This window comes from Chromobacterium sp. FG22, assembly GCF_057809415.1.
The window spans coordinates 1-21,459 of record NZ_JBMDJX010000029.1 but is presented as its reverse complement, the minus strand read 5'-3'; the positions used below and the strand labels follow the sequence as shown (position 1 = coordinate 21,459).

The following is a 21,459-nucleotide window of genomic DNA, read 5'->3' as shown; positions in this document are numbered from 1 at the left end:
CTCTTTCCACCTCTGCCGCAATAAAATGCCAACATTCTATCAAGGACAGCGAGACGGCGGGCGCACCACCCGCACGCTCATCCGTCGATCGCCAGCGGCATGCGCCGCAACAACGGCGCGGATAGCTGGTGATAGCCGTTTTCCAGCCGCGGCGCATGGCCATGCAGCCACTCGGTGGCCAACGGCTGGCGCAGGGCGTCGGCCAGCTGCCGCAGCTGCGCCACGTCGTCGCACTGGATCGCCAGCTGGTGGCTGATCGGCAAGCGTCCGGCCGGCAACCAGATCGGGGCGACGCGCGCCAGGATCCGCGGCAGCACCAACATCGGCCGCGACAAATCCCAGCGATGGAAGGACTCGGGCGGCTGCCAGGCGCCGGCCTGGCGGCCACGGGCCGACATCGCCGGCAGTGTGCGCTGCAAGTGCTGGCAGATCGACGGCGCCGGCAGCACCCCGGGGACCGTCCGGATGGCCCAGCGCCGCGGCGGCTGCACCGCTTCGCCGGCGAGGTCCTCCGGCGCCAACACCGGCACCAGGTGATCCGCCGGCAGCGTCGCCGCGGCGCCGGCGTCGACCAGGAACACGCCATCGGTCCCCAACCAGGGCGCCAGGCGAACCGAGGCCCGCTCGCCCAGCGTTGGCCGGTCGCGATAGCGCGCGGCATCGACGCCAGGATAGATCGGGGCGGCGCTCAGCGGCTGGCACCCCGGCTCGCCGGCGCCGGCCAGCAGCAAGGCCACCGGATGCACCCGCGGCGGCGTGCCGGCAACGCGGGTTTTCGCGCGAAAGAAGGTGCTGCGCGCGTCCAGGCGCTGTAGGTGGGCGATGGCCACGTAGCGCCCCATCTCGGCGCGCAACGCGGCGCCCTGGGCGGCGGCGAGCCAGCGATCGGCGGTCACCAGGCCGATGCGGCCGCCGGGCTTCAGGCAGCGCACGCAACGATCGAGGAAAGCGTGCAACAGATCCGCGCGGGCATGGCCCGGGACGACTGTGTCGTATTGCCGCTGCAGCAGCGACGGCACCCGAAGCCGGCGCAGGTAGGGCGGGTTTCCGGCAATGAAATTGACGCTTGGCGAGTCAGGCCCCGCGGTGAGGAAGTCAGCGCACACCACCATGCGCTCGGCCAGCCGCCGCGCATCGCCGGCACTGCGGCCGGCCAGGATCAAGCGCGTTTCGACCCGCTGCCGCGCCTCCGCGGCCGCCGGCGGGTAAAACTCCCAGCCGGTCAGCCGCAGCAAGGCCTCGTCGCTGGCCGCCGGCGCCATCGCCAGCACACGCTCGAGCGCCCGCACCAGGAACATGCCGTTGCCGCAGCTCGGATCCAGCAGGCTGCCGCCGTTGGCCGGCCACTGCAGCAGTTCCAGCAGCTGGTCGACAACGGGCTCCGCGGTGTACAGCGCCGTCGCGGCGTGCACGGCTTCAATCGCTTCGCGCTCCGGGTCGCCATCCAAGGCCAAGGGGTATTGCCTATCGACGTTCATCCGCGATCTCCGGTAACCAGGGCGTCCAGCAAGTCCGGCGGGCGCCGCCGGCGCGTGGTCAGCGGCAGGCCATGGCGCGCAAAAAACGCCTTGCGCGCCGACAGCCAGGCTTTGTACGGATAGTGCGTCCGCTCGCCAAAGGGATACGCGGCATCGATGGCGCGGGCGATCTGCGCCTTATCGTTGACGCCGGCCTGCAAATGCTCGACGCGCACCTGGTCCATCACCGCCAGCGCGCTGTCTCTCCAGCTCAAGCTCATGATTGTCTCCCTGGCTCACGGCTGCGACGCGCCGCCGGCGCCGACCAGATCGGCATATGCGTCAAAGGCCGGTTTGATCTTGCTGCGGATCTTGCGGACCACCGGGTTCAACTGCTGCGGCGCCACTCCGTGACGGGCGGCCGCTTCGTTCTGCGGCAGGCCGCGCACGAAATGGTCCTGCAGCGCCGCGCGGATGCCAGGCGAGCTGACCCGAGTTTGGGTCAGCATCAGGTCCAGGGAGGCTTCGGTAATCGGGTAGGGACGGGGCATGGGGGCTTTCTGATAAGATGGGCGGACTACTGGTCCTCAGTAGGTGGCGCGCGGTGTCGGAACCGTGCGCCACACCTGGTTACGCCATGCTGGCGGTCAAGCGCTGCTCCAGCTCCTCCAGCTCACTGGTCAGCGGCAGGCCTGCCGCCTTCAGCAGCTGCGCCGCGGTCGACTTCACGCCGTCGCTGGTCTTCTGCATTTTGCCCAGCACCACGCAACGTCCCTCCCACAGCTTCGACGATTTTTGCGGATCCAGCGTGGCCAAGCCGGCCATCGGCGTCCAGTTCACTTGTTCCGCCGTGCCGGCGCGGTTCAGCAGCTGACGGCCAAACAACGCCAGGGCCTCCAGCCACACTGCATGGCCAATCACCCATTCCTCACGCACCTGGCTGGCGGCCACGCGGTTGTCCATCATCGCGTCCCATTGCGGGATGTGCTGGGCGCACTGCTGGAAGAAGGCATTCAGCACCTCGGCCCAATCGGCCTGCATGGCCGGCTCCAGTTCCGCGATGTTCTTCTCGCTGACGCCGGTCAGCAAGGTGATGAATTTGCGGACCACCACCAGGCTCCACAGCTTGTGCGACTTTGCGCCCGGGCTGGCGTTCTCGAAGTCGATGCGCGATTTGAGCTTGGGCAGATGATCCAGCAGCTTCAGCACGAAGGCGTTGAAAGGGTTGCGATGATCGTACAGCGCGTTGATTGCGCTCGACGGTTTGACCTGCTTGGCGTTGATGTCGGCGAACATCTGCTGACTGCGCGCCAGGCCCTGGTCAAAGTACAGCGTCACCGCGATGGTCTCTTGGGCGAAAGCCGGCCGCTGCGCCAGCGCGAGCTCGATGCCTTTACGCCGGTGCTGACCGTCGTTAATCAACATCGTCGCGCTGATCGGAATCGACAGCATGCCGACGCGGTCGCTGGCGCCGGGCAGCGCCACCGGCTCGAAAGCCATCTCCGCGGACACACTGGCCGTCAGCGCCGGCAGCACGTAGTCGATAGGGTTGGCCACCATATCGAACTTGAACAGCTTGGCGAGCACGCCGTAGGGCACTTGGGCGACGTAGTAGGCGCGGCCGGCCTGGATGCCTCGCACCGCGGGAAAGGTATAGGTGATTTCGTCGCGCTGCAGCTCCAGCTTCCGTACATCGTGCAAAGCCGCATTGCGCCGCGCGCGGTCTTCGGCCTCTTGCACCTCCTTGCGCTCGTCCTCCTCCAACGACTCGCGGGCGCGCACCTCGTATAGGGCGCGCAGCTCGTCCAGCGAGATTTTCAGCAGGGCCAGTTCGCCGGTGACACGGCGTTGATTGAAATCGACACCGGTGCTTTCCGGCCGCAGGATATCTTTCATCAGCTCGAGCTTGCGCCGGTCGAGCTCTTGCCGCTCCCAGGCCTCGACCAGATCCATACGCAGATCACCCTTCTTCAGCGGCTCAGCGCTTTCGATCACCGCGGCCCGACGGCCATAATCGGCCCCGGATTTGCGGTTTATCTCGTGAGCCTTCTGCCACGCGCTGAAGTCGTCATCGTGGTAAATGCCAATGATGGTGCCGGCCAAGTGAAACTTGCGGCCGATGGTCACGCCGCACAAGGCGATCACATAGTGTTTGTTGACTTGCTGCATGCTGGTCCCCGTCAAGAATGGCCGGCGACCCCACAAGGTCGGAAAGGGCGCCGCCGGCGTTGAACATGAATCAATAGTATTCTACTTATCCCCATCAATCAATAGATAACTATGTATCTGATAGAGAGGCTTTTCCGAAGAGCGCGGTCAGACTGCTAGAATATGCCCTTGTTCTCAACGGCCGGGTGCGCCCGGCACCTAAGGAGTGCTATGCGCGATCGATACAACCTCGGTGTGGAGGGGTTTTTGGGTATGCTTGCCTTCATTGCAGCATTGCTGATCTACCTTGCGCCGCTTCCAGGCATGCTGGCGAAGGGATTGGCCCTCTTTGCGATCGCATACGGCGCGGTCGTTGGATTCCTGAATATTTGTTGCATTGGGATGGGCCGTTCCGTAATTGGGAGCCTCGGGCCCTTCGGTATCGCCATCGCTGGCGTCATTTTTCTCATTAAATAATCGTCGACAGGCCGGGCGCCATCGCGCTAGGCCTCACCCTTTTTCTCTCTGGCAAGACCCCATGACAACGCTTGATATCGAAAAACTCAAGGAAAACGCACTGACCTCGATCCGCCTCGGCGTCGAGGATTTCATACGTAGCCAGCCCCCCCAGGAAGGAGAGAAACGCGAGCAAGAGATTGCCCGCGCGCTGTCCGCCAGTCGGAACCTGTTCGCCGGCGTATTGCTGCTGCTGAAATACAAAATCGCTTCCCTGGCGGATGATGCTGAGGGGGCATACAAACTGATCCATAACCCACCCGCTGACTTTCTTCCCCGTCCCAATGGGGACGGCGGTCTTCGCTGGGAGCCAGTCGGGCGATTCAGGCCGGCCACGATCGATGTCAAAGGCATTAGGCTGCGTTTCGAACATCTTGGCATCAAGACCGACTGGACGCTCCTGGAGCGGATCCAAAAAAACCGCAACTTCCTGGAGCACTTGCACCCGACCAACCCGCTTGGCGAAATCGCCAGCATGCTGGCCGACCTGTTCCCTCTGCTGCAAGAGTTCATCACCAATGAACTGGAAGAAGATCCCGCCGAGCTGCTGGAAGAATCCTGGCTCGTCATGCTGAAGCATCACAAGGTTCACGCGGCCATCCGCAAGGAATGTGAGCAGCAGTGGAGCCAAGCCGGCGTGCCGCCTCGCATGCGGCGCTGGCTGGATCGCTGCTACTGCCCCGCGTGTTTTTCCGACTTGCTGCAGCCCCACTCGGAAGACATGGAGGCAGGCCTCAGGGTTGAGTCCCATGACTTCCGCTACAAGTGCCATGGATGCGGTCAGATCGACTTGATCAGGCCTCAGATGATCTGGGAAATGCTGCAGGAGCTGGATGGCTCAGACCAATTCAGCGGCCAGCCATCGGACTTTGAAGAATGTGACAGCTGCCATCACCATACCTTCCTGACTCGTGACGGTTGCTGTCAGTGGTGTGAGCACGAATTGGAGAATAAGCTCTGTCGCCGCTGTGATGCCCCTCTAAGCCAAGAGGATCTGAGAAATGGTAGCTATTGCGGCTACTGCAACAACCTGCGCAGTAAAATCATGGCGGAATAGAATCCCACCCTCACGGCGACATGCCGGCGACGCCTGGATCCTGGCGCACGCCAGGCCTGCGCCCTCTGAAACCCTTTCCCCCACAAAAGTGACGCAAGATGGATAGCACAATGCCCGACCTGGTGAAGGACCTCCAGAAACCGCTGCTGGCTACTCTGCAGCATTTGGATGCCTCGGTGTCCGCCCTCAGTCTGCTGCAACTGGTAAACGAGTTTTACTCCCCGGATGAGCGCCGCGAGATGTATGCCAAATACCAAGCTCTGCTCGATGCCGACGCCGAGTGCTATAGGAAAATGATAGAACGCCAACAAGCGGAGAAGGCGCTGCCGGCGGCCGCGGGCGATGAGGAGGCAAAAGCCCTGCGCGAAGAGAAAATGCAGGCAATTGATGACAAGCAGAAGTCCAGCCAGCACACCTCGGTGTTCCGTCGAGAACATCCGCTGATTGTGAGGGTGTTGGAAGCGAAGGCACGCCTGAGCAAAGGGCCTCACGAATAAGTCTGGACGTACCGGCTGCCAGCGCGCCGATTGGTTCCTGCCAGGCCTCGGAGCGCGCTACGGCTCAGAATTGCATGAGCCGATCCGCCAACCACGCGCCGATTCTCCAGCCGGACGCCCCTGCAAGCACAAAGAGCGTGTAGCCGATACCTATCGTGGTCACCGACCACACGCCATAACGGCGTAAAAAGTTTTCCATGTAGATCTCCTGGTGAGTCGATTTGCTGATGCCGCTGGCCGGCGGCATGGGCAAAGCGACGCGATAATACCGAGCGACTACTTGAGTTCTACGCAATCGTCTTTCGCGCTATACCGGTGGCTAGGAAAGCGTTCGCGCCAGGCTGCTACTTCTTTTGCGAGCTGGTCCTGCTGCTCTTGCACCGCGAGCAGCCAGTCCGCGTCATCGGGATTGACCTCGCGGATACGGTGGCCACTGATGATGCGAGCCATCTTCAACGTATCGGACATTTCTGATCTCCAGCGTTACGGCGGCCGCCCGGGACGGGCACCACCAGGATGGGTTTATGTGGCCACTATTCGTAATCACCGCGGATCAGCTTCCGCCCTTGCTCAAACCAATGCCTGGCCTCCGGGTAGTTGCCCTTGTCCATGGCGCCAAAGACATGGCCCAGCCCCTGAACGACTTGGAACTTGGTGAGTTTCCCCATGCTGAAGTCGTCCAGCACGCCGTTCAAGAAAGCATCCAAATTGTCATGATCCTGCTGTGTCAGCACTGGCGACATGCGTGCCTTTTCCGCTTCGATCTCCTCGCGGGAGCGTTGATCGAAGCTCGCTTCACGTTGAACTCCAGTCATGCTTTTTTCCTCGTGTGGTTCTGGCCGGCTTTCGCTGCGGCTTGGCCCGCTTTGTATGCGGCCCGGGCCTTGGATCCTGGTAGGCCCGCGGCGGGCCCCGCTTGGCCGACCGGCAGGGTAGGGTGGTCATAACCGAGATAGAAGGCGGCGCCCAGTCCGGTCAACCGGCTGACGGGCGGATTCGCCTTCAAGGCCTGGTATACAGCCTGCTGATCCTGGTTCATTGTCCGGCTCCCGTTACGGCCTATGGTTTGTGGACGCCTTCCTCATCATCGAACTTGTCCAGGGTGGTGACGGCTTCGTTCGCGACGCTCGCCATCTTGACCAGGCGTTTCCAGCACTCCTGATCCTCCGTCTTGCATTGGGGGAAGGTTGTGAGAGCATTTTTGGACTTGTTCTTATTGCGCCATTCAAGCTTCACCCAGTACAGGCCGACGGCGTTCTGCGCCTGGGTTTTTTGCAGAATGGCAAACTCGCGCCAGCACTTGGTGTTGTTGCCGCAAGTCCTTTCCCCCGCAGCTTGCATCTGCTGTGCAGTAGGGAAAGACCGAGAGTCGGCGGCAGCCGCCGCGCCGCTGGCCAGCGCCAGCAAAGTGACCACGGCCAGTACGTGCTTGCTGAAATCCATAATGTTTCCTTAACGGCTTCCGGCCGTCAGCGGGCAGCCTTGCAGCCGCGATAGGTGTCAGAAGTTGGCTTGCTGATACCGGCCCGTCACGCCGGCACGGGTGGCACCTGGCCACGATAATTTTCGAGTTACAGCCACCTTAGAGGGATGGGGACTTGAACGTTGTCGGTGCTGCGGTCAATAACCTGAAGAAGATTTGCCGACTCTTGTGCTGACACACCGGGTTTGCGAACGAGCAGAGCGGCGCACTCTTTGAAAGTGAGCGGCCCAGCCGGCGGTTTTCCTTCTTCACGCGGCTTAGGTTTCTCATTCTCACAAGCTTGCATGTAGCCTTCAACGAGACTCATCCGAGCAACAGAAGTACTTCCCCAGCTCTGCACAGCCTCGACCCGCGCCGCATTGTATTCTTTCCGAATATTCCACCCCTGCCATGCGGTCAAAACCACGAATGCGCTGATGCCATAGATGATCCACCGGATAGGGCGGATGCGAGCGACGTTTGACTGCTTCATTTTGTTACCTTTCTATCCCGGCAGCCGTCCGGTGCGGGCGCACTTGGCGCGTGGTTTCGCATGCGAAACTCATCTATTGAGCCAGCTCGTAGATGTCGGACTCGCCGTTAACGGCTTACCTGGCCAGCTGGCTTCAGATTGGCAAAGCGTTCATCGCAGACGAAGTCAACACTGCTTTGACACGGGATGAAAGCGCTGGGCTTTCCGGGCTTTTTCAACCAGCAAACCGCAACGCCTTGCAGCCCGCCGTCGTACTCCTGGTACCCTTCGAGCATCACCGCCTTGATCTCGACGGACGGCGATTGCTCAAATCCCTGGTAGATCAGCTTCATGCCTTTTTGCAATTTCATGTACCGCTCCGGTGTCTTTGTGGCTTCCGCGTGGCTGCGACGGTGGCCTTGAGTGTGGGGGCTTGCATGCGGCAACATCAGGGCGCTAGCTCTCCCCCAAGGCCTCCCGTCGCATGCCCTATCAGCGTCGACCTACCCCCACACTCAAGTCCACTGCCTTTCAATCTGCAGGCATATGCTCTTCGTTCTCAGGGACCAGTGCTGGATCACCATCAGTCAGGTTGGGGATCACAAACACATAACAACCATCCTTCTCTTCCGACCTTTTCAGCTCCTTCAAAAAGAGGGGGTAGGCTTCACGCAACATGGAATTCTCACGAAGAATATATGGCTCCAGCTCCGGCCAAGGACCGTTAATCACATCCGTGATGTATTCCCAGATTAAAGAGGCGTAATTCTCCTTGAGGAGCGTTTTCTCTGCCTCAGGCCATCTGCCTTGAATAATATTTCGAGCATACATAAAGGCATACTCACCCTCGTTCAGCACGATGGGTTCGAGTGGCAAAACACGACGGCCCACTGCCGAGCAAATCTCAAAAGCAATTTCCGATGCAGAGGATTCATATTCCTCATCTTCGGCCAGTTCAATCTGATAGCCCTCATCAGCCAAAGACTCAACAGCCAATGCTACGGCGCTGAAAAATCCACGGTCCCCTCTTTTCCATTTGAAAATGGATTCATTTTCGAACGGGATATAGCGCTGTGCTGCAGCGTCCCACTGATTCAGCCCATAATCATTAGTGGCGTCATAATCGAGCTGCAATTTTATCTGCATGGCAAATTCCTTAGTGGCCTGCGCTGTTTCTACAATTACACCCAAGAGGAGCTCCCCTCAGGTATCCGCCAACTTCTGCGGCGCCGGCAGATCACGATAGGATCGGTGATGTTCGATACACTGGTCCTGGCTCTCAAAAACCAGCTCGCGGCCGGACAGCTCAAGCGGAATCTGCAGCCGATTGGCCATGCGCACGAAAGCGTTCGCTTCGCCCTTGATCAGCATGTGTCCGGCGCACTGCCGATCCAGTTTTTTGTGGCAGACGAAGGACTCAGCGGCGAGCAGTTCGCGCACCCGATCGGCGCCCAGCCAGCCTTTCTGCGCGTCCTTGCGATACGGGCAGTCGCGGCAAGGCTTTTTGATATGCGGTAGGTTTGACACGCCTCTCTCCCTCGAGCTCATTGCTCAAACGACTTACGATCGGAGAGACGCCGGGCAATCGAAAACAACACCGCGCGCTCCATTCCCGGATCCGCTACATGCTGGAAGTCCTCCCATCCATGCTGGGTGTATCCCGCCGCGGGCCACATATTGCCCAGCGGCCGCAGCACTTCTTCGATGGTTTTTCCCTGCCCGTACAGCAGTCCCCATTTGGGCGGCAACTCGTCGACCTGGATCAAGCCCTGGGGGCAGAGGTAGAACCGATACATCCCCAGTCCAGCGCCGTCAGCAAGTCGTTCCGGCTTCTTGGCGTCCGCCAAAAAATCTGCCCGGCTGACTTTGGCTTCGATGATCGCGGAGCACGCGGAGCGGAAACCGATGACGTCGGGCTGCTCCCGACAGCCGGTCGCTTGGATTTCCGTGGCCACCACGGAGAAGCCTTGTTTTTTAAGCCACTTCGCGCCCATGCGGACCAAGCTATCGTGTTCTGGACTGGCCATGGCGCTAGTGGCTGGCTTTGACGATTTTGAAACGGGCGCCGCCCGGCTCGCCGCCGTCATTGATCCGGTGGGCGACAGCCTCAATATGCGGATGCAGGCCACGGAACAGCATCGGCAGTTCCTTGTCGGTCCAGCCGCGCGCCCCTTCATCGCCCAGCAGCGCTTTCACTTCTTGATCCAGCGTAGCCAGCACCGCTTGGGTCAAGCGGCGCTGCAGTTCTTCGAAGGCCATCGTCTTGTTCGCCATGCTTTACCCTTTGCTTAAGTGGAGTACACACCCAAATTATATCCCCACTCAAATAGGGATGCAATTTTTTATTCCGAACGCATGACCGTTCCCCCGCCGCAGTAAGCCTGCACAATTCGCGCGTGGCGCTTGCGGATCCGGCTCATCGCGTTGCGGATGGTTTTCTCCGCCAGCCCGGCTTGCTGGGCCGCGGCCGCAACGGTCTGCCCCTGGACCAGCACCAGCCTGGCCGCCGCCGAGGCCTCGCCGGATCGGCTGGCCAGGCAGCAGTCAAACTGCGCATCGGTCATCTGTGGACCTGGTCTTCTCGCTTCCATCCCCATCCTTACTCAGGCCAACTCGCTCGCCTGATCAATCCGCTTCAGCTGCTGACGGATATCGGCGCTGACGATCAAATCGTCCAGCAACGCTTGGAGAGACTGGGCCGACGCCCGGCCTAGCATATCGCGCAGCGCCGTCAGCCAGAGTTCCGCGCGCTCCAGCTCATCGAGATCCAACTGAACCATGTCGCCGCTGTCCAGCGCCGCCACCAGCGGCGAGATCAGCGTATCCAATCCATCCGGATCCGGCGCCAGCAACTTGCGCAAGCGTGCCGCGCTGGCAATCTTGCTCATCATGCGCAGGTTGACCACCTGCACCTGGTCGACCGTCCCCTGTCGAATTGCCGCCACGGCATCCAGCCCGGGCGCGACCATCTTGATCGAAATATCGAAGGAGGGCGGTCGATGGACCCGCTTTTTCTTCATGCTCGTGTTTCCTTGCTGGCGGCCGGCGATCCGGCCGCGGTTTGTGACGGCGCTAACGCTTTTCATTCCAATCCGGATCCGGCTGCATCGGCATCACTCCTCTCGCGTAAGCATCACAATCCACCCAGGCTTGAGCACTGGTGGAGCGATAGGGCTGGCGATGTTGCCAATCCGATTGGGATTCCGGCGTCAATAAACTGATCCAACCATACTGGTTCTCTCCTACATCGCACTTCAGCGCAACCGAAAAACCACTGCGCTGGAGCTCCGCAACCCGCATGGGATCAAGGCGAGATGACATAGCTTTAGACTCCTGATAATCATCCGGCATCCATTATCGATCTGCGCGATTGGACCAGTCAATTTACAGTAATTGCGGCAGCTAATTATAATTCGCACTGCCATTTAATGATTAATTGCAGGTTGGGAGACCCGACTTTGGAAACCATCGATCACCCCACGCTGACGAACCTGGCTGCCGCCGGCAGCGTGCACAGCGCACAGGCCATCGGCCAAGCCGGCGGCTGGTCCATCGTGGTGCAATACGGCAGCAGTCGGCGCGCGCTGGCGGCCTCACGCAGCAAACAGGTGCGCCTGTTCAAGAAGTTGGAGACCCTGGTCGCCTACCTCGCCAGCCTTGGCATCACCCAGTTCGAGGTCGACTCGACGGCGTTCGACCCGAACAGCCCGCAACGCACCCAGCGCCCGGACCGCAGCGCCGCCCTGCATCGCGCCCACCAGGCCGTTGCTTACGATGTGTATGTCCGCAATGCGGTGCAGGCCGCGCTGGAGGATCCCGCGCCGGGCATCCCGCATGAGCAGGCCCAAGCCCAGTTTGCCGCCAAACGGGCGGAACTAGAGGCCCGCGCCGCCAAGGGGAAAAAGTGCTGACCTGGACACCGCTGGCGTTGGCCGATCGCGAAACCCTCCTAGCCGACAGCGCCCAGGGGAATGTGCCGGCCGCGGAGCGAGATGCACACATTGAAGCCTGCGCAGAGCAATTGATCCGCCAAGCGTGGCCGGGCCACCCTGGCCGTGTCGCGGGCACCCGTGAACTTTTGAGCGAGCCGTGCCTGCTGGTCTACCAGTTGGGCGCCGATGAAAACGTGACGGTGTTGCGCGTGCTGCTGACCGAGCCCGCCTGGTCAAAAGGGGAGAGGAACGATGTGTAAGCCACACTTGCTATCCGCGTTGGTCGGAGGATTGCTCGCCTTGCCGGCCATGGCCGCGGACTGCCTCGTGCTGGGCGACAGCCTGGCGGTGGGCATCAGCCGCGGGCTGCCGGGCTGCGTGGCGCAAGCCAAAGTCGGCCGCACGACGCGCCAAAGCATTGCCGTGGCCCCCGGCCAGCCCTATCAAGTTGTTGTCGTCAGCACCGGCAGCAACGACAAGGACCGGGTATCGCTCGAGGAGCTGCGGCAGCTTCGCCACCGCCTGCAAGCGCGGACGGTGGTCTGGGTTATTCCTTCTGCCCAATTTCGTGCCGCGGCTTACGTACAGTTTGTGGCGCGAGAGTTTGGCGACCTGATTCAGCCGGTGGACAGCGTGCTGGGCCCGGACAACGTCCATCCCACCCGCACCGGCTACCGGCGGCTGTCCGCCGGCCTGGCGCAGTATTTTCAGCTGCCCTGGCAGGCCTACTGAAGTGATACGCTTGAACGATTCAAAGTTAATCACTATTATTAACTTTGAATCAACGAAACAGAGGAGCCCAATATGCCCAAGACCGTGACCGTGACCGTGACCGAGACCGGGACTCGCGTGCTGACCGCACATGTCCCCATTCCACTCGCAGAGAAAGTGGATCAAGTGGCCAGCCGCATCGAGCGTTCCCGCGGCTGGATCATGAAGCAGGCGCTGTCCGCCTGGATCGCCCAAGAAGATGAGCGCGATCGGCTGACCAAGGAAGCATTAGCGGACGTCGACGCCGGCTGCGTCATTGATCACCAGGCCGTGCAAGCGTGGGCGGAAAGCTTGAGCTCGGATCAGCCGCTGCCGGTACCGCGCTGATGAAGGTGAAGTGGACCCCCAAGGCACTGTCCGATTTGACGCGCTTGCATGAGTTCCTGGCTCCGGTGAACCGCAACGCGGCAGCGAAAACCATCCAGGCGCTGGCTCAAGCCCCATCCAAATTTCAGGACAATCCGCGCATCGGCGAACAGCTTTTCCAATTCGCACCGCGCGAAGTGCGTCGGCTTCTGGTTGGGGACTATGAAGTGCGCTACGAGGTCAAGGCCCCCATCATCTATGTGCTGCGGCTGTGGCACACCCGAGAAGATCGGTAGCACATCCGATGGCTGGGCTCCTCCGCTGGAGGACCGGGTGACGGCTAAGTTGGAAGCGGCTGGCAAAAGTTTGCCCGCGCGTAATGACAAGGATTTGTTGCCGCGAGCATATAAAATTATTGGATCGCGGTCAGGTGCCGGCAGCGACGAATAAACTCAACCGAGTTTCGCATGCGAAACCACGCGCGCCACCAGGCGCCCGCGCCAGCCGGTTGCTGGATTCAACAATGGCGGGAATCAAAATGAGTATTGGCTCTACATTGGCAGTGGAAGACGCAGAAGATCAGTACCGCGAGGACAGCGCGCATTTTATTGCACAGCATGCAGCTGCTCTTATCGCGTCTGGTGATATGGGACGTAAGGAGGCCATCAAGGCGGCCACGGATTTCCTGCGTAGGGGAAACGAGGCCCAGGGTGATATCACGATGACGGAGTTCATTGAAAACCAGCTGCCCACCCCGAGCAAGCCGGTGCCGGCCAGCCAAGTTGCGGCCATTAAGAACGATTTGATGGACGAAGCTCGGGACGCAGCAGATACCCTCTGAGTAATGATGCGGCCTTCGGGCTGCATCTCGCGAACGGCGTTTATCACCAGGTGATGGACGCTCTTCCCCCTAATCACCCACCACGCCGTTGGCGTAATACAACTTCCCGCCGCTACGCGTTTCCAATACATAGCCATACCGGATTTTCTGAAACGATCCGCTGCGGCCGACACCGTCGAAATTGTCTGCAACACACAGATACTGCCGACCGCCTTCTTTCAACCAAGTCCAGGACGCCAGCTCAACGCGGATCTCCTCCGGCTGGGCGGCTTTGTTCCCCGGCAGGATGGTTGCCTTGGCTACCGGGTAAAGCCTCCCGCGGTAGAGGAGGGCCGCGCCTCGCTTCGAGGTGGCGACCCCCACTTTGGCGCCATTGAATAGGACGTACTCGGCGGCGTAGCCGGGGCGGAACGCGTCTTCCTGGTTGATCTCGTGAGTCGGAATGTCCGTTACGGTAACGCCCGGCTGGGCCTGGTTCTCCAGACAGCTCTTCACAACGGCGCCAGAGGGTAGGGCGAAGGCCATCGCTGGGGCGAGGGCAAAAAGCACGCTGAGCCATCTCATTTGTATTCCTTTGCCCTAGTGAATTTCAGGTAGTCGGGGGCCTGTTGCCAGAAGATCGTGCCGCCGTAGGCCGCGGTGGATTCATAGACATGATCATAGCGATACAGCTCCTCTTTGTGCTCCAGGACCTTCCCGTTGACCTTCTTTTTCGTGATTTTGTACTTGATCACGAGCTTGCTGGACTCGTTGAGATCGTAGATGTTGTGAGCCGCATCGGTAAAGCGGATGCCTTGCCTGACCTTGAAATGCTTCTTGTAGTTGGACTTGATGTCTGCGCCGTCCCAGAACCAGGCGCCGTTCGATTTATCCGGCCCGTTCGCGAGCGCGTTCTCGGCCGCGGCGATGGCCGTATTCATGCCCGTATCGGCACGCACGTCCGCATCCGACGCCTTCTTGAATTTTTGATAGCGCTTGTTGCCGTCGCCAACCACAAACGAGAATGAGGGCTCGCCGGCGGCAAACGCCGCCATGGTGGCGTAGCCCCTGGCGTCGCGCTGTCGCTTTAGCACGCTGGCCAGGGCGTAAATCTCGTCGGCATCATCTGCCGTGGACGCCTCGCCATACGCCATGGCGGCAAGGAGGCGGGTTTCCGCCGCGATAGCTTTCGGCGCTTTTGCCGTCACTGTCGTCATGATGACACCGCCTCTCTGATGGCGGAGTCGCGCTCCAACCACATCACATACTCTGATTCGCCACCGGGGATCACCGTCGATTTCCCGCCCGCAAAGGTTCCTTTATGCGCCAGCCGATCTTCGCCCTGGTACAGGTCGTAGCGATAGCCGTCGACGGGGTTGCCGGCCTCGTCTTCCAGGCTGTACCAGTGCTCAATCACTTCTTCGTCGACGCCTCCGCCGGCGGCCAGGGCGGCGGTCGGCACGCCGGCCAGCGCCGATTGGACGCTGTGCGCGCCAGGCTCGTCCCCGACCGTGGCTTGCCCTTGGGTGGCAATCAACACGGCGCCGCAGGAGGTCTGCATGCCCTCGACGGCAACGTTCTTGCCCATAAAGGTGTAATTCTTAGCGCCGGCGACGATGGTGAAAGTGGTTTTGCACTTAGGGCAAAATCCCTGGTGGCCGATGCCGGCCGCGCGCTTGCCGAACACGGTCAGCGTGGGGAAGGCCTCCAGCACGGTGCCACCATGCGACGTTGGGTCCCCCTCGCGAATAATGGGCTTGCCCATGTCAGACGCCGGACCCAGAGGCCGAAACATAGGCCGGATCCAGCAGGCCCTCAATGGGCGGCTCATCGGCATACTGCGTGATGGTGGCATCATCATGGTGCGGGCCGGCGATGCGATCGCCATTGTTGAGCTCGCTGCCGACGAGGGCGAAGGAGCGGTTATCCACCACGCCGGCGACGCCGGCGCCACTGATGATGATGGCCTCGGTGCCGTCGGCGTAACGCACGGTGTCGCCCACCAGCGCGATGCGGTGAGCGCCCAACACGATGGGCGACGTCGCCAGGACCTGGCCACCCCGCTCGGTGACGGAGGCCCCCGTCGCCACGGGATAGACGGCCTGGATCGGTCTAGCGGCGGTTTTGGCCAGCCAGTCGGCCACCAGGCGTTGCCCTTCCTCAGTCGTGTGCTGCATGCCCTTCCCTTCAGTTGAATTGGGGAAAAATGCCATTTTATTGGCATGGGCATTGGGTTAGATATTCACTGTTTGGTTCCTTGACCAAAAGGTCAGGAGCTCCCCTATTCCGCTCGCCTCGTGCAGGAGCTCTGCACCTCCTTGACGCCCTGGCTCCCCGGTCGCACAATCGGTCGCGGTGCCCCTGGTGCGCCTGCCGCTCACACTGGCCAAGCCGATCAACCAGAACCTGTATTCCCCATCCTTCATCGAGTGTTTCCTGCGCCCGGTGAACGAGTGAGCCGTTCCACCTCCGTGGCGCTTAGGAGACAACGATGTCCTTTTCGGCTACAGACTTCATGGTGTCGGCCGACGCCCTCGGCGTTGCTGGCGCCGAGACATTTTTGGTTTGCCCTGACATGCTGGGCAAGCAACTCATGGCCGCGGCCAAGCGCCATGCACGATTCCTGGAGGCCGAGTTTCCATTGATCGGTCACCGCAAGATGCTCGAAATTGTGGCCAAGGCTGCCGGCTTCCCTAACTGGCACGCATTTCAGACCTTGCTGGATAGAATCGCGGCCGAATACGCGCCCCCGGAGCGAGGCAGCCGCAAACAGGCGCCAGCCACATACTTTCAGCCGTTTGTCCCGGCGCTTCCGCTACTGATTTCCCTCTCGCCGGACATCCCTCCCACTCCCCAGGAACGCGCGGGACTCACCGACCTGGCGACCCGGCTCAGCCGTGAGCTTGGCGGACAGCACCAGGTGGAGTCCGCGCTTGCCAAGCTAAATGGCGCCGACACATGGCGAGATCTGCTGGCGCGCAAGCCGGAAGGCTCGCCTACACCGCTTTACCAGTTTCATGTCTATGACGACGGCGATGGCCGGTTTGTCTGCTCGGCCGCATGCGCAAGCCTGGTAGAAGAACTGGACGACAGGTGGCAGCGCTACGATGAGCGCCCAAAGGCAGATCAAGCCCGAGCGCAATCCCACGTTGCAAGCATTCTGAAAAAGCGCCCTGACTTTTTGGAGGGGTGGCTCGCGCAAGCCACGATGCAAGAATTGGAGAGGCATGACGAAACGGCAGGCCTCGCCTTCAGGCAAGGGGTGGATCGAGCGCTAGCGTTGATCCCCACAGGGTTCAAAGGCAAGATCTCCTGGGGATACTTGGACAACCGTGCATACCATCGCCTGCTCTACAACTACATGCGCTGGCATATTCGGCAAGGGGATATTGCCGCAGCCCTTAAGCTTGCTCGCCGCCAACTTCGTCAAAACCCCAACGATAACCTTGGGGTCCGGTTCGATCTCCCCCTGTTCCTCGCTATCGCCCAAAAGCGTAGTGCCGCGCTCAGGGCCATGGCCAAGATTCAAAAAAAGGGAGAACGCGGGGATGGCCACATTCTGTTAATCCTGGCGCTTTGCTCGTTTCTGCTTGGAGACAGCAAGGCTGGTCAGGTCTACTTCTTACGGGCGTTGTTCGATCTACCGGCGCTTCGCCCGCTCCTCCTAACCCAGCAGCTGCCAGACGATTTTTGGCAAGGTCGCCGCTGGCACCGCGGGTACATCCCTGATATCGAAACGCTCTGGTTTCACTACGAGGCAGCGCGCATCTGGCGCCAGGACATCGATTTTGATTGGGAATTCCAGGTCCTGCTTGAGGATCCTGAAGTGATCCATGCCGAGCGCGAAGTGCATGCCCGCTACGAGAAGAGCCTCTATGAGGGAGCGGCCCTGGCCAACACAACGGCCGAGCTTCTGGTCGAGCGAAACGGCTACACGTGGGACGCCAAGGCATGCCGAAGGTATATTCTAACGGCAGCAAAAACCTTCTAACCCTTCGAAGGAAGCCATTAGAAGATTCCGCGGTTCGTTAGGATATTGGCGGCCCACCGCTCGGTGAGCCGCCACAACCCGCTTAAGTCAACAGCGCCATAAGGGTGGCGTACATCATGATGGTGCCGCCGGCGCGCTTCAAGCACGGCGAGTAAGCGTCCACCCCCAGGGCCAGCAACAGCAGGCCCACCAAGTACATCGAAAATGCCGTCATAGCAACTCCTTGGAATGTTGTGCATGCCATCGGTGATGGCGCACAGCGGCGTGTAAGACGCCGATGGGAGGTATAGCGCCGCGGGCCTGGATAACACGGGCGTACACGAAAAATAGTTGGCCACGGCCGCCGGCGTAGCCGCGGCGCGCTGTCGATGTGATTGGTTACCCGCCCGCGGCCAACGCCCCATCTCGCCTTCCTGCAGACCGGTTTCCCTGGCGTTGCCGGTGGCCAGCAAGGGATTCGCCCCCCCTTCGCGAGCCGGGTCGCGCTCTCGATTATTGGAAGCCAGACTCGTCCTCGCGTCGTAGAATGGGCGCGCCGTAGCCATCCGATCGGCATTCCCCCCTCTTAACGCGCAGGAGTATAAGCAATGCAAGACCTTGTAGCGCAGGCCCAGGCGGCCGCGAACGAAAAGCAGCTCACCATGTATGTCTTCCGTGCTTTCGGCCCCAATGGCCATGAAGTCGGCTGGTTCAACGCGAGCGGCCGCCGCAACAGCCCGAAGGATGAGCTGGTCTGCACCGTGGAGCCCGAGGCCGGCCAGTCTCCCTCCTGACGACCCGTCGTCCGGCGCCGGCGCCCGCCGGTGCCGCCGGTATTCCCCTCCTCTGCCCTCTTTGAGGGTCGGCCAAGACCTTACCGACGTCAAAATCGCCGTTTTTCACGCAGCGCCCCTTCCTTCACTTTGTTCCCCTTCCTGAAAAAGTACGTTTTCAAGTTTCGCCGGCGCTGAGTGCGCGCGGCTGACGGCCTTCGACGTGCCCGGCCCGGGCGTCGACCCGGTCGCGCGGCGGCGCCTGCCCGCGGCCGGCCGGCAGGACGCGCGGCCGCCCAGGTGCGGGTGGCGGTGGGCGCCGGCGGCGTGGTGGCGGGCTGGGTCCGGAGAATTGCCATTCTCCGGACCCAGGAAAATCAATTTATTTGATTGGTTGGTTGATTTGTTGGCTATTTATTTGTTGGTTTATTTGTTTGTTGGTTTATTTGTTGGTCAAATATTGGCAACCAACAAATACTATGCTACGCTGATGACATACCAACTTATTGAGGTGCGTCCATGCCCATCCCATCCGAACTCGTCAAAGCCTTCGCCGACAACGTCCAGGGCCGCGCCGGCCGCAAGGCCACCATCTCCGACGAGGACATCCTCGCCGCCGGCGACGAGATGCTGCGCATGGGCCGCGCCATCACGCCATGGGGTCTGCACAAGATCGTTGGCGGCGGCAATCCCAAACGGTTGATGGAGGTCTGGCAGCAGCACCACGGCGACGTCGCGGCGCCGGCGGCCGCCAACCCCAGCAGCTGGCCAGCCGACGTCCAGGACCAGGCGGAAAAGTTTCTGCAGCAACAGACCGATCAGACGACCAAACTGATTGGCGCGCTGTACCAGAAGGTTGAGCAGGCGCTGGAACGCCGCCACAGCGACGTGGCGCGCCAATTGCGCGACGAGCTGGCCGACATCGAGGAGAGCGCCACCGCCCTCGCCCAGGACAACGAGACGCTGCAGAGCGAACGCGACGATCTGGAGCGCGAGCTGGCCAACCTGCGCGACGAATTCAGCCAGGCCGCCGGCCGCCAGGAACAGACCGACGCCGACCTCACCGCGATCCGCGCCGAAGCCAGCCAGCTGCAGGCCACCGTCGACGGCCTGCGCGATGAACTGGGCCGCGCCCGCCAACAATTGGCGGATCTGCCGGCGCTGCAAGCCCAGTTGCAGGCCGCGGAGCGCGCACGGCAAGCCGCTGAGCAGAGCCAGGCCTCCACGGCAACGGAACTCAACATGCTGCGCGAGCAGCGTCAGGAAGAACGCGAACGGGCCACGCAGGCCCTGGAGCGGGTCGAGCAGTTGCAACAACGGCTGGAACAGGAACAGGCCCAACGCCAGGCAGCGCAACAGGATCTGGCGCAGGCACGCAGCGAGCTGACCAGCGCCGGCGTCGCCGCGGCCAAGGCCGAGCAGTTGCAAGCCAAAATGGAAGCCGAGCTGGTGGACTTACGCGCCGGCGCGCGCCAAGACGCCGCCGAGGTGGCCAAATTGCAGGCCGGCCTGCAAAGTGCCCAGGAGCAGCTGAAAGACGCCAAGACCAACCTGGATCGCCAACAACAAGAAAATCAGCGTCTGATTGGTTTGCTGGCTCCAGCAGGCGCGAAAACGACTACGGTGAGGGAACCTGCAGCAGCGAAGCCGACGCCCAGCGCCAGCAAATCTACAAAGTGAGACACGCATGCCAATCGAAGAGTGGGAAAAGAAAGACAACTACTATTTGCAAGGTCCAGGCAGCTGGACCATTTGCAAGATCAGCAGCTGCGGCGAAATCAGTTACGAACTCTGGAACACTACTGGGCGCTATCAGAGTGAGATTGTTGCAAGGACTACAAGTGCAGAACAGGCAGTGGCCAAATTTGATTCGATGATGGGCGAGTCGTTGTCGATTTAAAGCTTGTGCCGTTAACGGGCCATTTAGAGCTGTTTCAAAGGGGGGCTAGTGTTTATGTGGCCTCCCATACCAAGTGAACGTTTTGTGTAGCTATGCTCTTGAGCTTGTCAGGAACGGCAAGATTCGTGAGCACTCCCCTCCCCTCCCTTCCTGTAGACATTTACGTAAGTCAATCTAGGTATATTTTGCAGACGCCCACAGGCGCCCGGCTGGCCGGGCAGGCTGGCTCGAAGAGTCGGTCTGCCCGTGCCTTTGTCCGGGTCAAGGTTCTGGCCTTTTAGGCCAGAACCTTAGATCTGCTTATGGATTGTAATTATGTAGGCCCGCGTGGCCGTAGGCCACATCTACGCGGGCGGTTGCGTCGTTGACGACGCTCCTTTAATTGTTATTCTCATTTTAAGTTGGTAGTGGGGAGTAGCATACCCGCCGTGGCCGGTACGGCCACACCGATGGCGGGTGGTTGCGCCGTAGGCGCACATTCTTGGCCGGGTGGGGGCCGCTTTAGCGGCCGGGTTTGAGCCGGCCCGAGCGGCTTTGCCGCGAGTCATGAGGCGGCGCGGGCGTTTGCGCCCGCTGATTTCGTAAAAGAGTAATAGACTTGTAAAAAACCGCGCGCGCGTAGTAAAACTTCCGCAAACCCCCTTGGTTACTGGCTTTCAGGGGGAATAGGCATCCGCGTTGTCCGGTAGGTGGCATCCGTGTTGTCCGGTCAAAATCATCCGCGTTGTCCGGTATTTTCATCCGCGTTGTCCGGCTGCCCCTTACTTTTTGTGGATAACTACAGAAACCATCCCCGATCTCCGGTGCAACGCATCCCTGATATCCGGTGGGGCATAACGAATGCAATGAGTGGAGTTCTGACTCGAAAATATGGAATTGTCCTCATGACGCCCTAGGAGATTGGCTTATAGAGTGTTTTTGTTTGAGAGCGACATCCACGATGTCCGGTTTTTTCATCCGCGTTGTCCGGTTTAGCGCATCCACGATCTCCGGTCATGGAAGGCCAGTAATTCGAATTTGAGGACCTAGAGAAGAGGGCCAACCAGGGTGCAAAAGTGCCACAACCAAAAGATATCTTCTTGCAGTTGGTGAACGCCTGAAGACGCCGGCCAGGTGCTGCACACACGAGATACGCACCGTCGCCGGCGGCCGCCGGCATTGCTGCCTGGCCAGAGCGGTGGTGGAGACCTGGAGCTCGAGGGCATCGTCGGCGCCCAGGCCTGTGCGAGCCCCACCTGGTGCCTCCTGCGCGCGGCCGGCGCCGCAAGCCGATGATGTGTTTCTGCTGCTGATGGAAGTTAAGGGGCGCAGGCCTGTCCGCGGCCAGGTGCTGCACACACGAGATCCGTACCGTCGCCGGCGGCCGCCGGCATTGCTG

Annotated in this window: 36 protein-coding genes; 13 read left to right on the top strand and 23 right to left on the bottom strand. The window is 60.8% G+C overall.

Translation table 11 applies throughout. The annotated features are described in order from the left end of the window. Window positions 1–77: 77 nt before the first annotated feature. The 4 genes from ACODSD_RS21040 to ACODSD_RS21025 form a co-directional block, all read right to left on the bottom strand. A complete protein-coding gene (locus ACODSD_RS21040; protein ID WP_488878230.1) occupies window positions 78–1,478 on the bottom strand; it encodes an Eco57I restriction-modification methylase domain-containing protein in 1,401 nt (466 codons plus the stop codon). Next, the gene (locus tag ACODSD_RS21035; protein WP_166453180.1) at window positions 1,475–1,738 is read right to left on the bottom strand and encodes a hypothetical protein; all 264 of its coding nucleotides are present in this window, start codon (window positions 1,736–1,738) and stop codon (window positions 1,475–1,477) included. The genes ACODSD_RS21040 and ACODSD_RS21035 overlap by 4 nt, the downstream gene beginning before the upstream one ends. A 15-nt stretch (window positions 1,739–1,753) precedes the next feature. Beyond that, on the bottom strand, window positions 1,754–2,008 hold the full coding sequence (locus ACODSD_RS21030; protein ID WP_166453217.1) for a hypothetical protein: 255 nt from the start codon (window positions 2,006–2,008) through the stop codon (window positions 1,754–1,756). 79 nt (window positions 2,009–2,087) lie between these two features. Further along, complete coding sequence (locus ACODSD_RS21025) at window positions 2,088–3,626, bottom strand: DNA sulfur modification protein DndB (RefSeq protein WP_488878229.1); 1,539 nt, start codon at window positions 3,624–3,626, stop codon at window positions 2,088–2,090. 210 nt (window positions 3,627–3,836) lie between these two features. On the opposite strand from ACODSD_RS21025, the gene ACODSD_RS21020 reads away from it, so the two are divergent. The 3 genes from ACODSD_RS21020 (at window position 3,837) to ACODSD_RS21010 (ending at window position 5,675) form a co-directional block, all read left to right on the top strand. Further along, on the top strand, window positions 3,837–4,082 hold the full coding sequence (locus ACODSD_RS21020) for a hypothetical protein (protein ID WP_488878228.1): 246 nt from the start codon (window positions 3,837–3,839) through the stop codon (window positions 4,080–4,082). A 61-nt stretch (window positions 4,083–4,143) separates the two neighbouring features. Continuing rightward, window positions 4,144–5,178 (top strand): hypothetical protein, encoded by a 1,035-nt coding sequence (locus ACODSD_RS21015; RefSeq protein ID WP_488878227.1) that lies wholly within the window; start codon window positions 4,144–4,146, stop codon window positions 5,176–5,178. 110 nt (window positions 5,179–5,288) lie between these two features. Continuing rightward, the gene (locus tag ACODSD_RS21010) at window positions 5,289–5,675 is read left to right on the top strand and encodes a hypothetical protein (protein WP_488878226.1); all 387 of its coding nucleotides are present in this window, start codon (window positions 5,289–5,291) and stop codon (window positions 5,673–5,675) included. 64 nt (window positions 5,676–5,739) lie between these two features. On the opposite strand, the gene ACODSD_RS21005 is transcribed toward ACODSD_RS21010, so the two are convergent. The 14 genes from ACODSD_RS21005 to ACODSD_RS20940 form a co-directional block, all read right to left on the bottom strand. Then, complete coding sequence (locus tag ACODSD_RS21005; protein WP_488878225.1) at window positions 5,740–5,874, bottom strand: hypothetical protein; 135 nt, start codon at window positions 5,872–5,874, stop codon at window positions 5,740–5,742. A 77-nt stretch (window positions 5,875–5,951) separates the two neighbouring features. Beyond that, window positions 5,952–6,143 carry a hypothetical protein gene (locus tag ACODSD_RS21000; RefSeq protein ID WP_488878224.1) on the bottom strand — a complete coding sequence of 64 codons (192 nt, stop codon included), beginning with the start codon at window positions 6,141–6,143 and terminating at the stop codon, window positions 5,952–5,954. Window positions 6,144–6,208: 65 nt separating this feature from the next. Then, window positions 6,209–6,490, bottom strand: a complete 282-nt coding sequence (locus ACODSD_RS20995) for a hypothetical protein (RefSeq protein ID WP_488878223.1) — start codon at window positions 6,488–6,490, stop codon at window positions 6,209–6,211. Next, entirely contained in the window at window positions 6,487–6,714 is a 228-nt protein-coding gene (locus ACODSD_RS20990; protein WP_488878222.1) for a hypothetical protein, read from the bottom strand. The genes ACODSD_RS20995 and ACODSD_RS20990 overlap by 4 nt, the downstream gene beginning before the upstream one ends. Before the next feature lie 20 nt (window positions 6,715–6,734). Then, entirely contained in the window at window positions 6,735–7,118 is a 384-nt protein-coding gene (locus ACODSD_RS20985) for a hypothetical protein (protein WP_488878221.1), read from the bottom strand. A gap of 128 nt (window positions 7,119–7,246) precedes the next feature. Next, window positions 7,247–7,630, bottom strand: a complete 384-nt coding sequence (locus ACODSD_RS20980; RefSeq protein ID WP_488878220.1) for a hypothetical protein — start codon at window positions 7,628–7,630, stop codon at window positions 7,247–7,249. Between the two features lie 107 nt (window positions 7,631–7,737). Further along, window positions 7,738–7,980: a hypothetical protein gene (locus ACODSD_RS20975; protein WP_488878219.1), complete on the bottom strand. Its 243-nt coding sequence runs from the start codon at window positions 7,978–7,980 to the stop codon at window positions 7,738–7,740. A gap of 160 nt (window positions 7,981–8,140) precedes the next feature. Continuing rightward, window positions 8,141–8,755 carry a hypothetical protein gene (locus tag ACODSD_RS20970; protein WP_488878218.1) on the bottom strand — a complete coding sequence of 205 codons (615 nt, stop codon included), beginning with the start codon at window positions 8,753–8,755 and terminating at the stop codon, window positions 8,141–8,143. Window positions 8,756–8,812: 57 nt separating this feature from the next. Beyond that, entirely contained in the window at window positions 8,813–9,136 is a 324-nt protein-coding gene (locus tag ACODSD_RS20965; protein ID WP_488878217.1) for a DUF6283 family protein, read from the bottom strand. A gap of 17 nt (window positions 9,137–9,153) precedes the next feature. Then, window positions 9,154–9,603, bottom strand: coding sequence for a hypothetical protein (locus ACODSD_RS20960; protein WP_488878216.1), 450 nt, complete (start codon window positions 9,601–9,603; stop codon window positions 9,154–9,156). A gap of 37 nt (window positions 9,604–9,640) precedes the next feature. Further along, entirely contained in the window at window positions 9,641–9,868 is a 228-nt protein-coding gene (locus ACODSD_RS20955) for a hypothetical protein (protein WP_488878215.1), read from the bottom strand. Between the two features lie 83 nt (window positions 9,869–9,951). Next, a complete protein-coding gene (locus ACODSD_RS20950; RefSeq protein ID WP_488878214.1) occupies window positions 9,952–10,173 on the bottom strand; it encodes a hypothetical protein in 222 nt (73 codons plus the stop codon). Between the two features lie 39 nt (window positions 10,174–10,212). Next, on the bottom strand, window positions 10,213–10,695 hold the full coding sequence (locus ACODSD_RS20945) for a hypothetical protein (RefSeq protein WP_488878213.1): 483 nt from the start codon (window positions 10,693–10,695) through the stop codon (window positions 10,213–10,215). Next, window positions 10,682–10,960 (bottom strand): hypothetical protein, encoded by a 279-nt coding sequence (locus tag ACODSD_RS20940; RefSeq protein WP_488878212.1) that lies wholly within the window; start codon window positions 10,958–10,960, stop codon window positions 10,682–10,684. The genes ACODSD_RS20945 and ACODSD_RS20940 overlap by 14 nt, the downstream gene beginning before the upstream one ends. 107 nt (window positions 10,961–11,067) lie before the next feature. Here ACODSD_RS20940 and ACODSD_RS20935 point away from each other — a divergent pair, with 107 nt between their 5' ends. The 6 genes from ACODSD_RS20935 (at window position 11,068) to ACODSD_RS20910 (ending at window position 13,459) form a co-directional block, all read left to right on the top strand. Further along, on the top strand, window positions 11,068–11,520 hold the full coding sequence (locus ACODSD_RS20935) for an antitoxin PaaA2 family protein (RefSeq protein ID WP_488878211.1): 453 nt from the start codon (window positions 11,068–11,070) through the stop codon (window positions 11,518–11,520). Continuing rightward, a complete protein-coding gene (locus ACODSD_RS20930) occupies window positions 11,514–11,801 on the top strand; it encodes a type II toxin-antitoxin system RelE/ParE family toxin (protein WP_488878210.1) in 288 nt (95 codons plus the stop codon). Before ACODSD_RS20935 ends, ACODSD_RS20930 begins: the two co-directional genes overlap by 7 nt. After that, window positions 11,794–12,273, top strand: coding sequence for an SGNH/GDSL hydrolase family protein (locus ACODSD_RS20925; protein ID WP_488878209.1), 480 nt, complete (start codon window positions 11,794–11,796; stop codon window positions 12,271–12,273). Before ACODSD_RS20930 ends, ACODSD_RS20925 begins: the two co-directional genes overlap by 8 nt. A 72-nt stretch (window positions 12,274–12,345) precedes the next feature. Further along, a complete protein-coding gene (locus tag ACODSD_RS20920; protein WP_488878208.1) occupies window positions 12,346–12,639 on the top strand; it encodes a CopG family ribbon-helix-helix protein in 294 nt (97 codons plus the stop codon). Beyond that, entirely contained in the window at window positions 12,639–12,914 is a 276-nt protein-coding gene (locus ACODSD_RS20915) for a type II toxin-antitoxin system RelE/ParE family toxin (RefSeq protein WP_488878207.1), read from the top strand. Before ACODSD_RS20920 ends, ACODSD_RS20915 begins: the two co-directional genes overlap by 1 nt. 227 nt (window positions 12,915–13,141) lie before the next feature. Further along, the gene (locus tag ACODSD_RS20910; RefSeq protein ID WP_488878206.1) at window positions 13,142–13,459 is read left to right on the top strand and encodes a hypothetical protein; all 318 of its coding nucleotides are present in this window, start codon (window positions 13,142–13,144) and stop codon (window positions 13,457–13,459) included. A 69-nt stretch (window positions 13,460–13,528) separates the two neighbouring features. Here ACODSD_RS20910 and ACODSD_RS20905 read toward each other — a convergent pair whose 3' ends face one another. The 4 genes from ACODSD_RS20905 to ACODSD_RS20890 are packed head-to-tail and all read right to left on the bottom strand — an operon-like array spanning window position 13,529 to window position 15,615. Then, window positions 13,529–14,023, bottom strand: a complete 495-nt coding sequence (locus ACODSD_RS20905) for a hypothetical protein (protein WP_488878205.1) — start codon at window positions 14,021–14,023, stop codon at window positions 13,529–13,531. Continuing rightward, window positions 14,020–14,655, bottom strand: coding sequence for a hypothetical protein (locus ACODSD_RS20900; RefSeq protein WP_488878204.1), 636 nt, complete (start codon window positions 14,653–14,655; stop codon window positions 14,020–14,022). Before ACODSD_RS20900 ends, ACODSD_RS20905 begins: the two co-directional genes overlap by 4 nt. Next, on the bottom strand, window positions 14,652–15,203 hold the full coding sequence (locus ACODSD_RS20895; RefSeq protein ID WP_488878203.1) for a PAAR domain-containing protein: 552 nt from the start codon (window positions 15,201–15,203) through the stop codon (window positions 14,652–14,654). Before ACODSD_RS20895 ends, ACODSD_RS20900 begins: the two co-directional genes overlap by 4 nt. Window position 15,204: 1 nt before the next feature. Further along, on the bottom strand, window positions 15,205–15,615 hold the full coding sequence (locus ACODSD_RS20890; RefSeq protein WP_488878202.1) for a hypothetical protein: 411 nt from the start codon (window positions 15,613–15,615) through the stop codon (window positions 15,205–15,207). Window positions 15,616–15,929: 314 nt separating this feature from the next. On the opposite strand from ACODSD_RS20890, the gene ACODSD_RS20885 reads away from it, so the two are divergent. Further along, window positions 15,930–17,429 (top strand): hypothetical protein, encoded by a 1,500-nt coding sequence (locus tag ACODSD_RS20885; protein ID WP_488878201.1) that lies wholly within the window; start codon window positions 15,930–15,932, stop codon window positions 17,427–17,429. A gap of 82 nt (window positions 17,430–17,511) precedes the next feature. Here ACODSD_RS20885 and ACODSD_RS20880 read toward each other — a convergent pair whose 3' ends face one another. Beyond that, window positions 17,512–17,643 carry a hypothetical protein gene (locus ACODSD_RS20880; protein WP_488878200.1) on the bottom strand — a complete coding sequence of 44 codons (132 nt, stop codon included), beginning with the start codon at window positions 17,641–17,643 and terminating at the stop codon, window positions 17,512–17,514. 373 nt (window positions 17,644–18,016) lie between these two features. Here ACODSD_RS20880 and ACODSD_RS20875 point away from each other — a divergent pair, with 373 nt between their 5' ends. The 3 genes from ACODSD_RS20875 to ACODSD_RS20865 all read left to right on the top strand — a co-directional run bounded on the left by ACODSD_RS20875 (window position 18,017) and on the right by ACODSD_RS20865 (window position 20,081). Next, a complete protein-coding gene (locus ACODSD_RS20875; protein ID WP_488878199.1) occupies window positions 18,017–18,202 on the top strand; it encodes a hypothetical protein in 186 nt (61 codons plus the stop codon). Window positions 18,203–18,700: 498 nt separating this feature from the next. Further along, on the top strand, window positions 18,701–19,861 hold the full coding sequence (locus ACODSD_RS20870) for a hypothetical protein (RefSeq protein WP_488878198.1): 1,161 nt from the start codon (window positions 18,701–18,703) through the stop codon (window positions 19,859–19,861). A gap of 7 nt (window positions 19,862–19,868) precedes the next feature. After that, window positions 19,869–20,081 (top strand): hypothetical protein, encoded by a 213-nt coding sequence (locus tag ACODSD_RS20865; RefSeq protein WP_166454431.1) that lies wholly within the window; start codon window positions 19,869–19,871, stop codon window positions 20,079–20,081. Window positions 20,082–21,459: the final 1,378 nt, after the last annotated feature.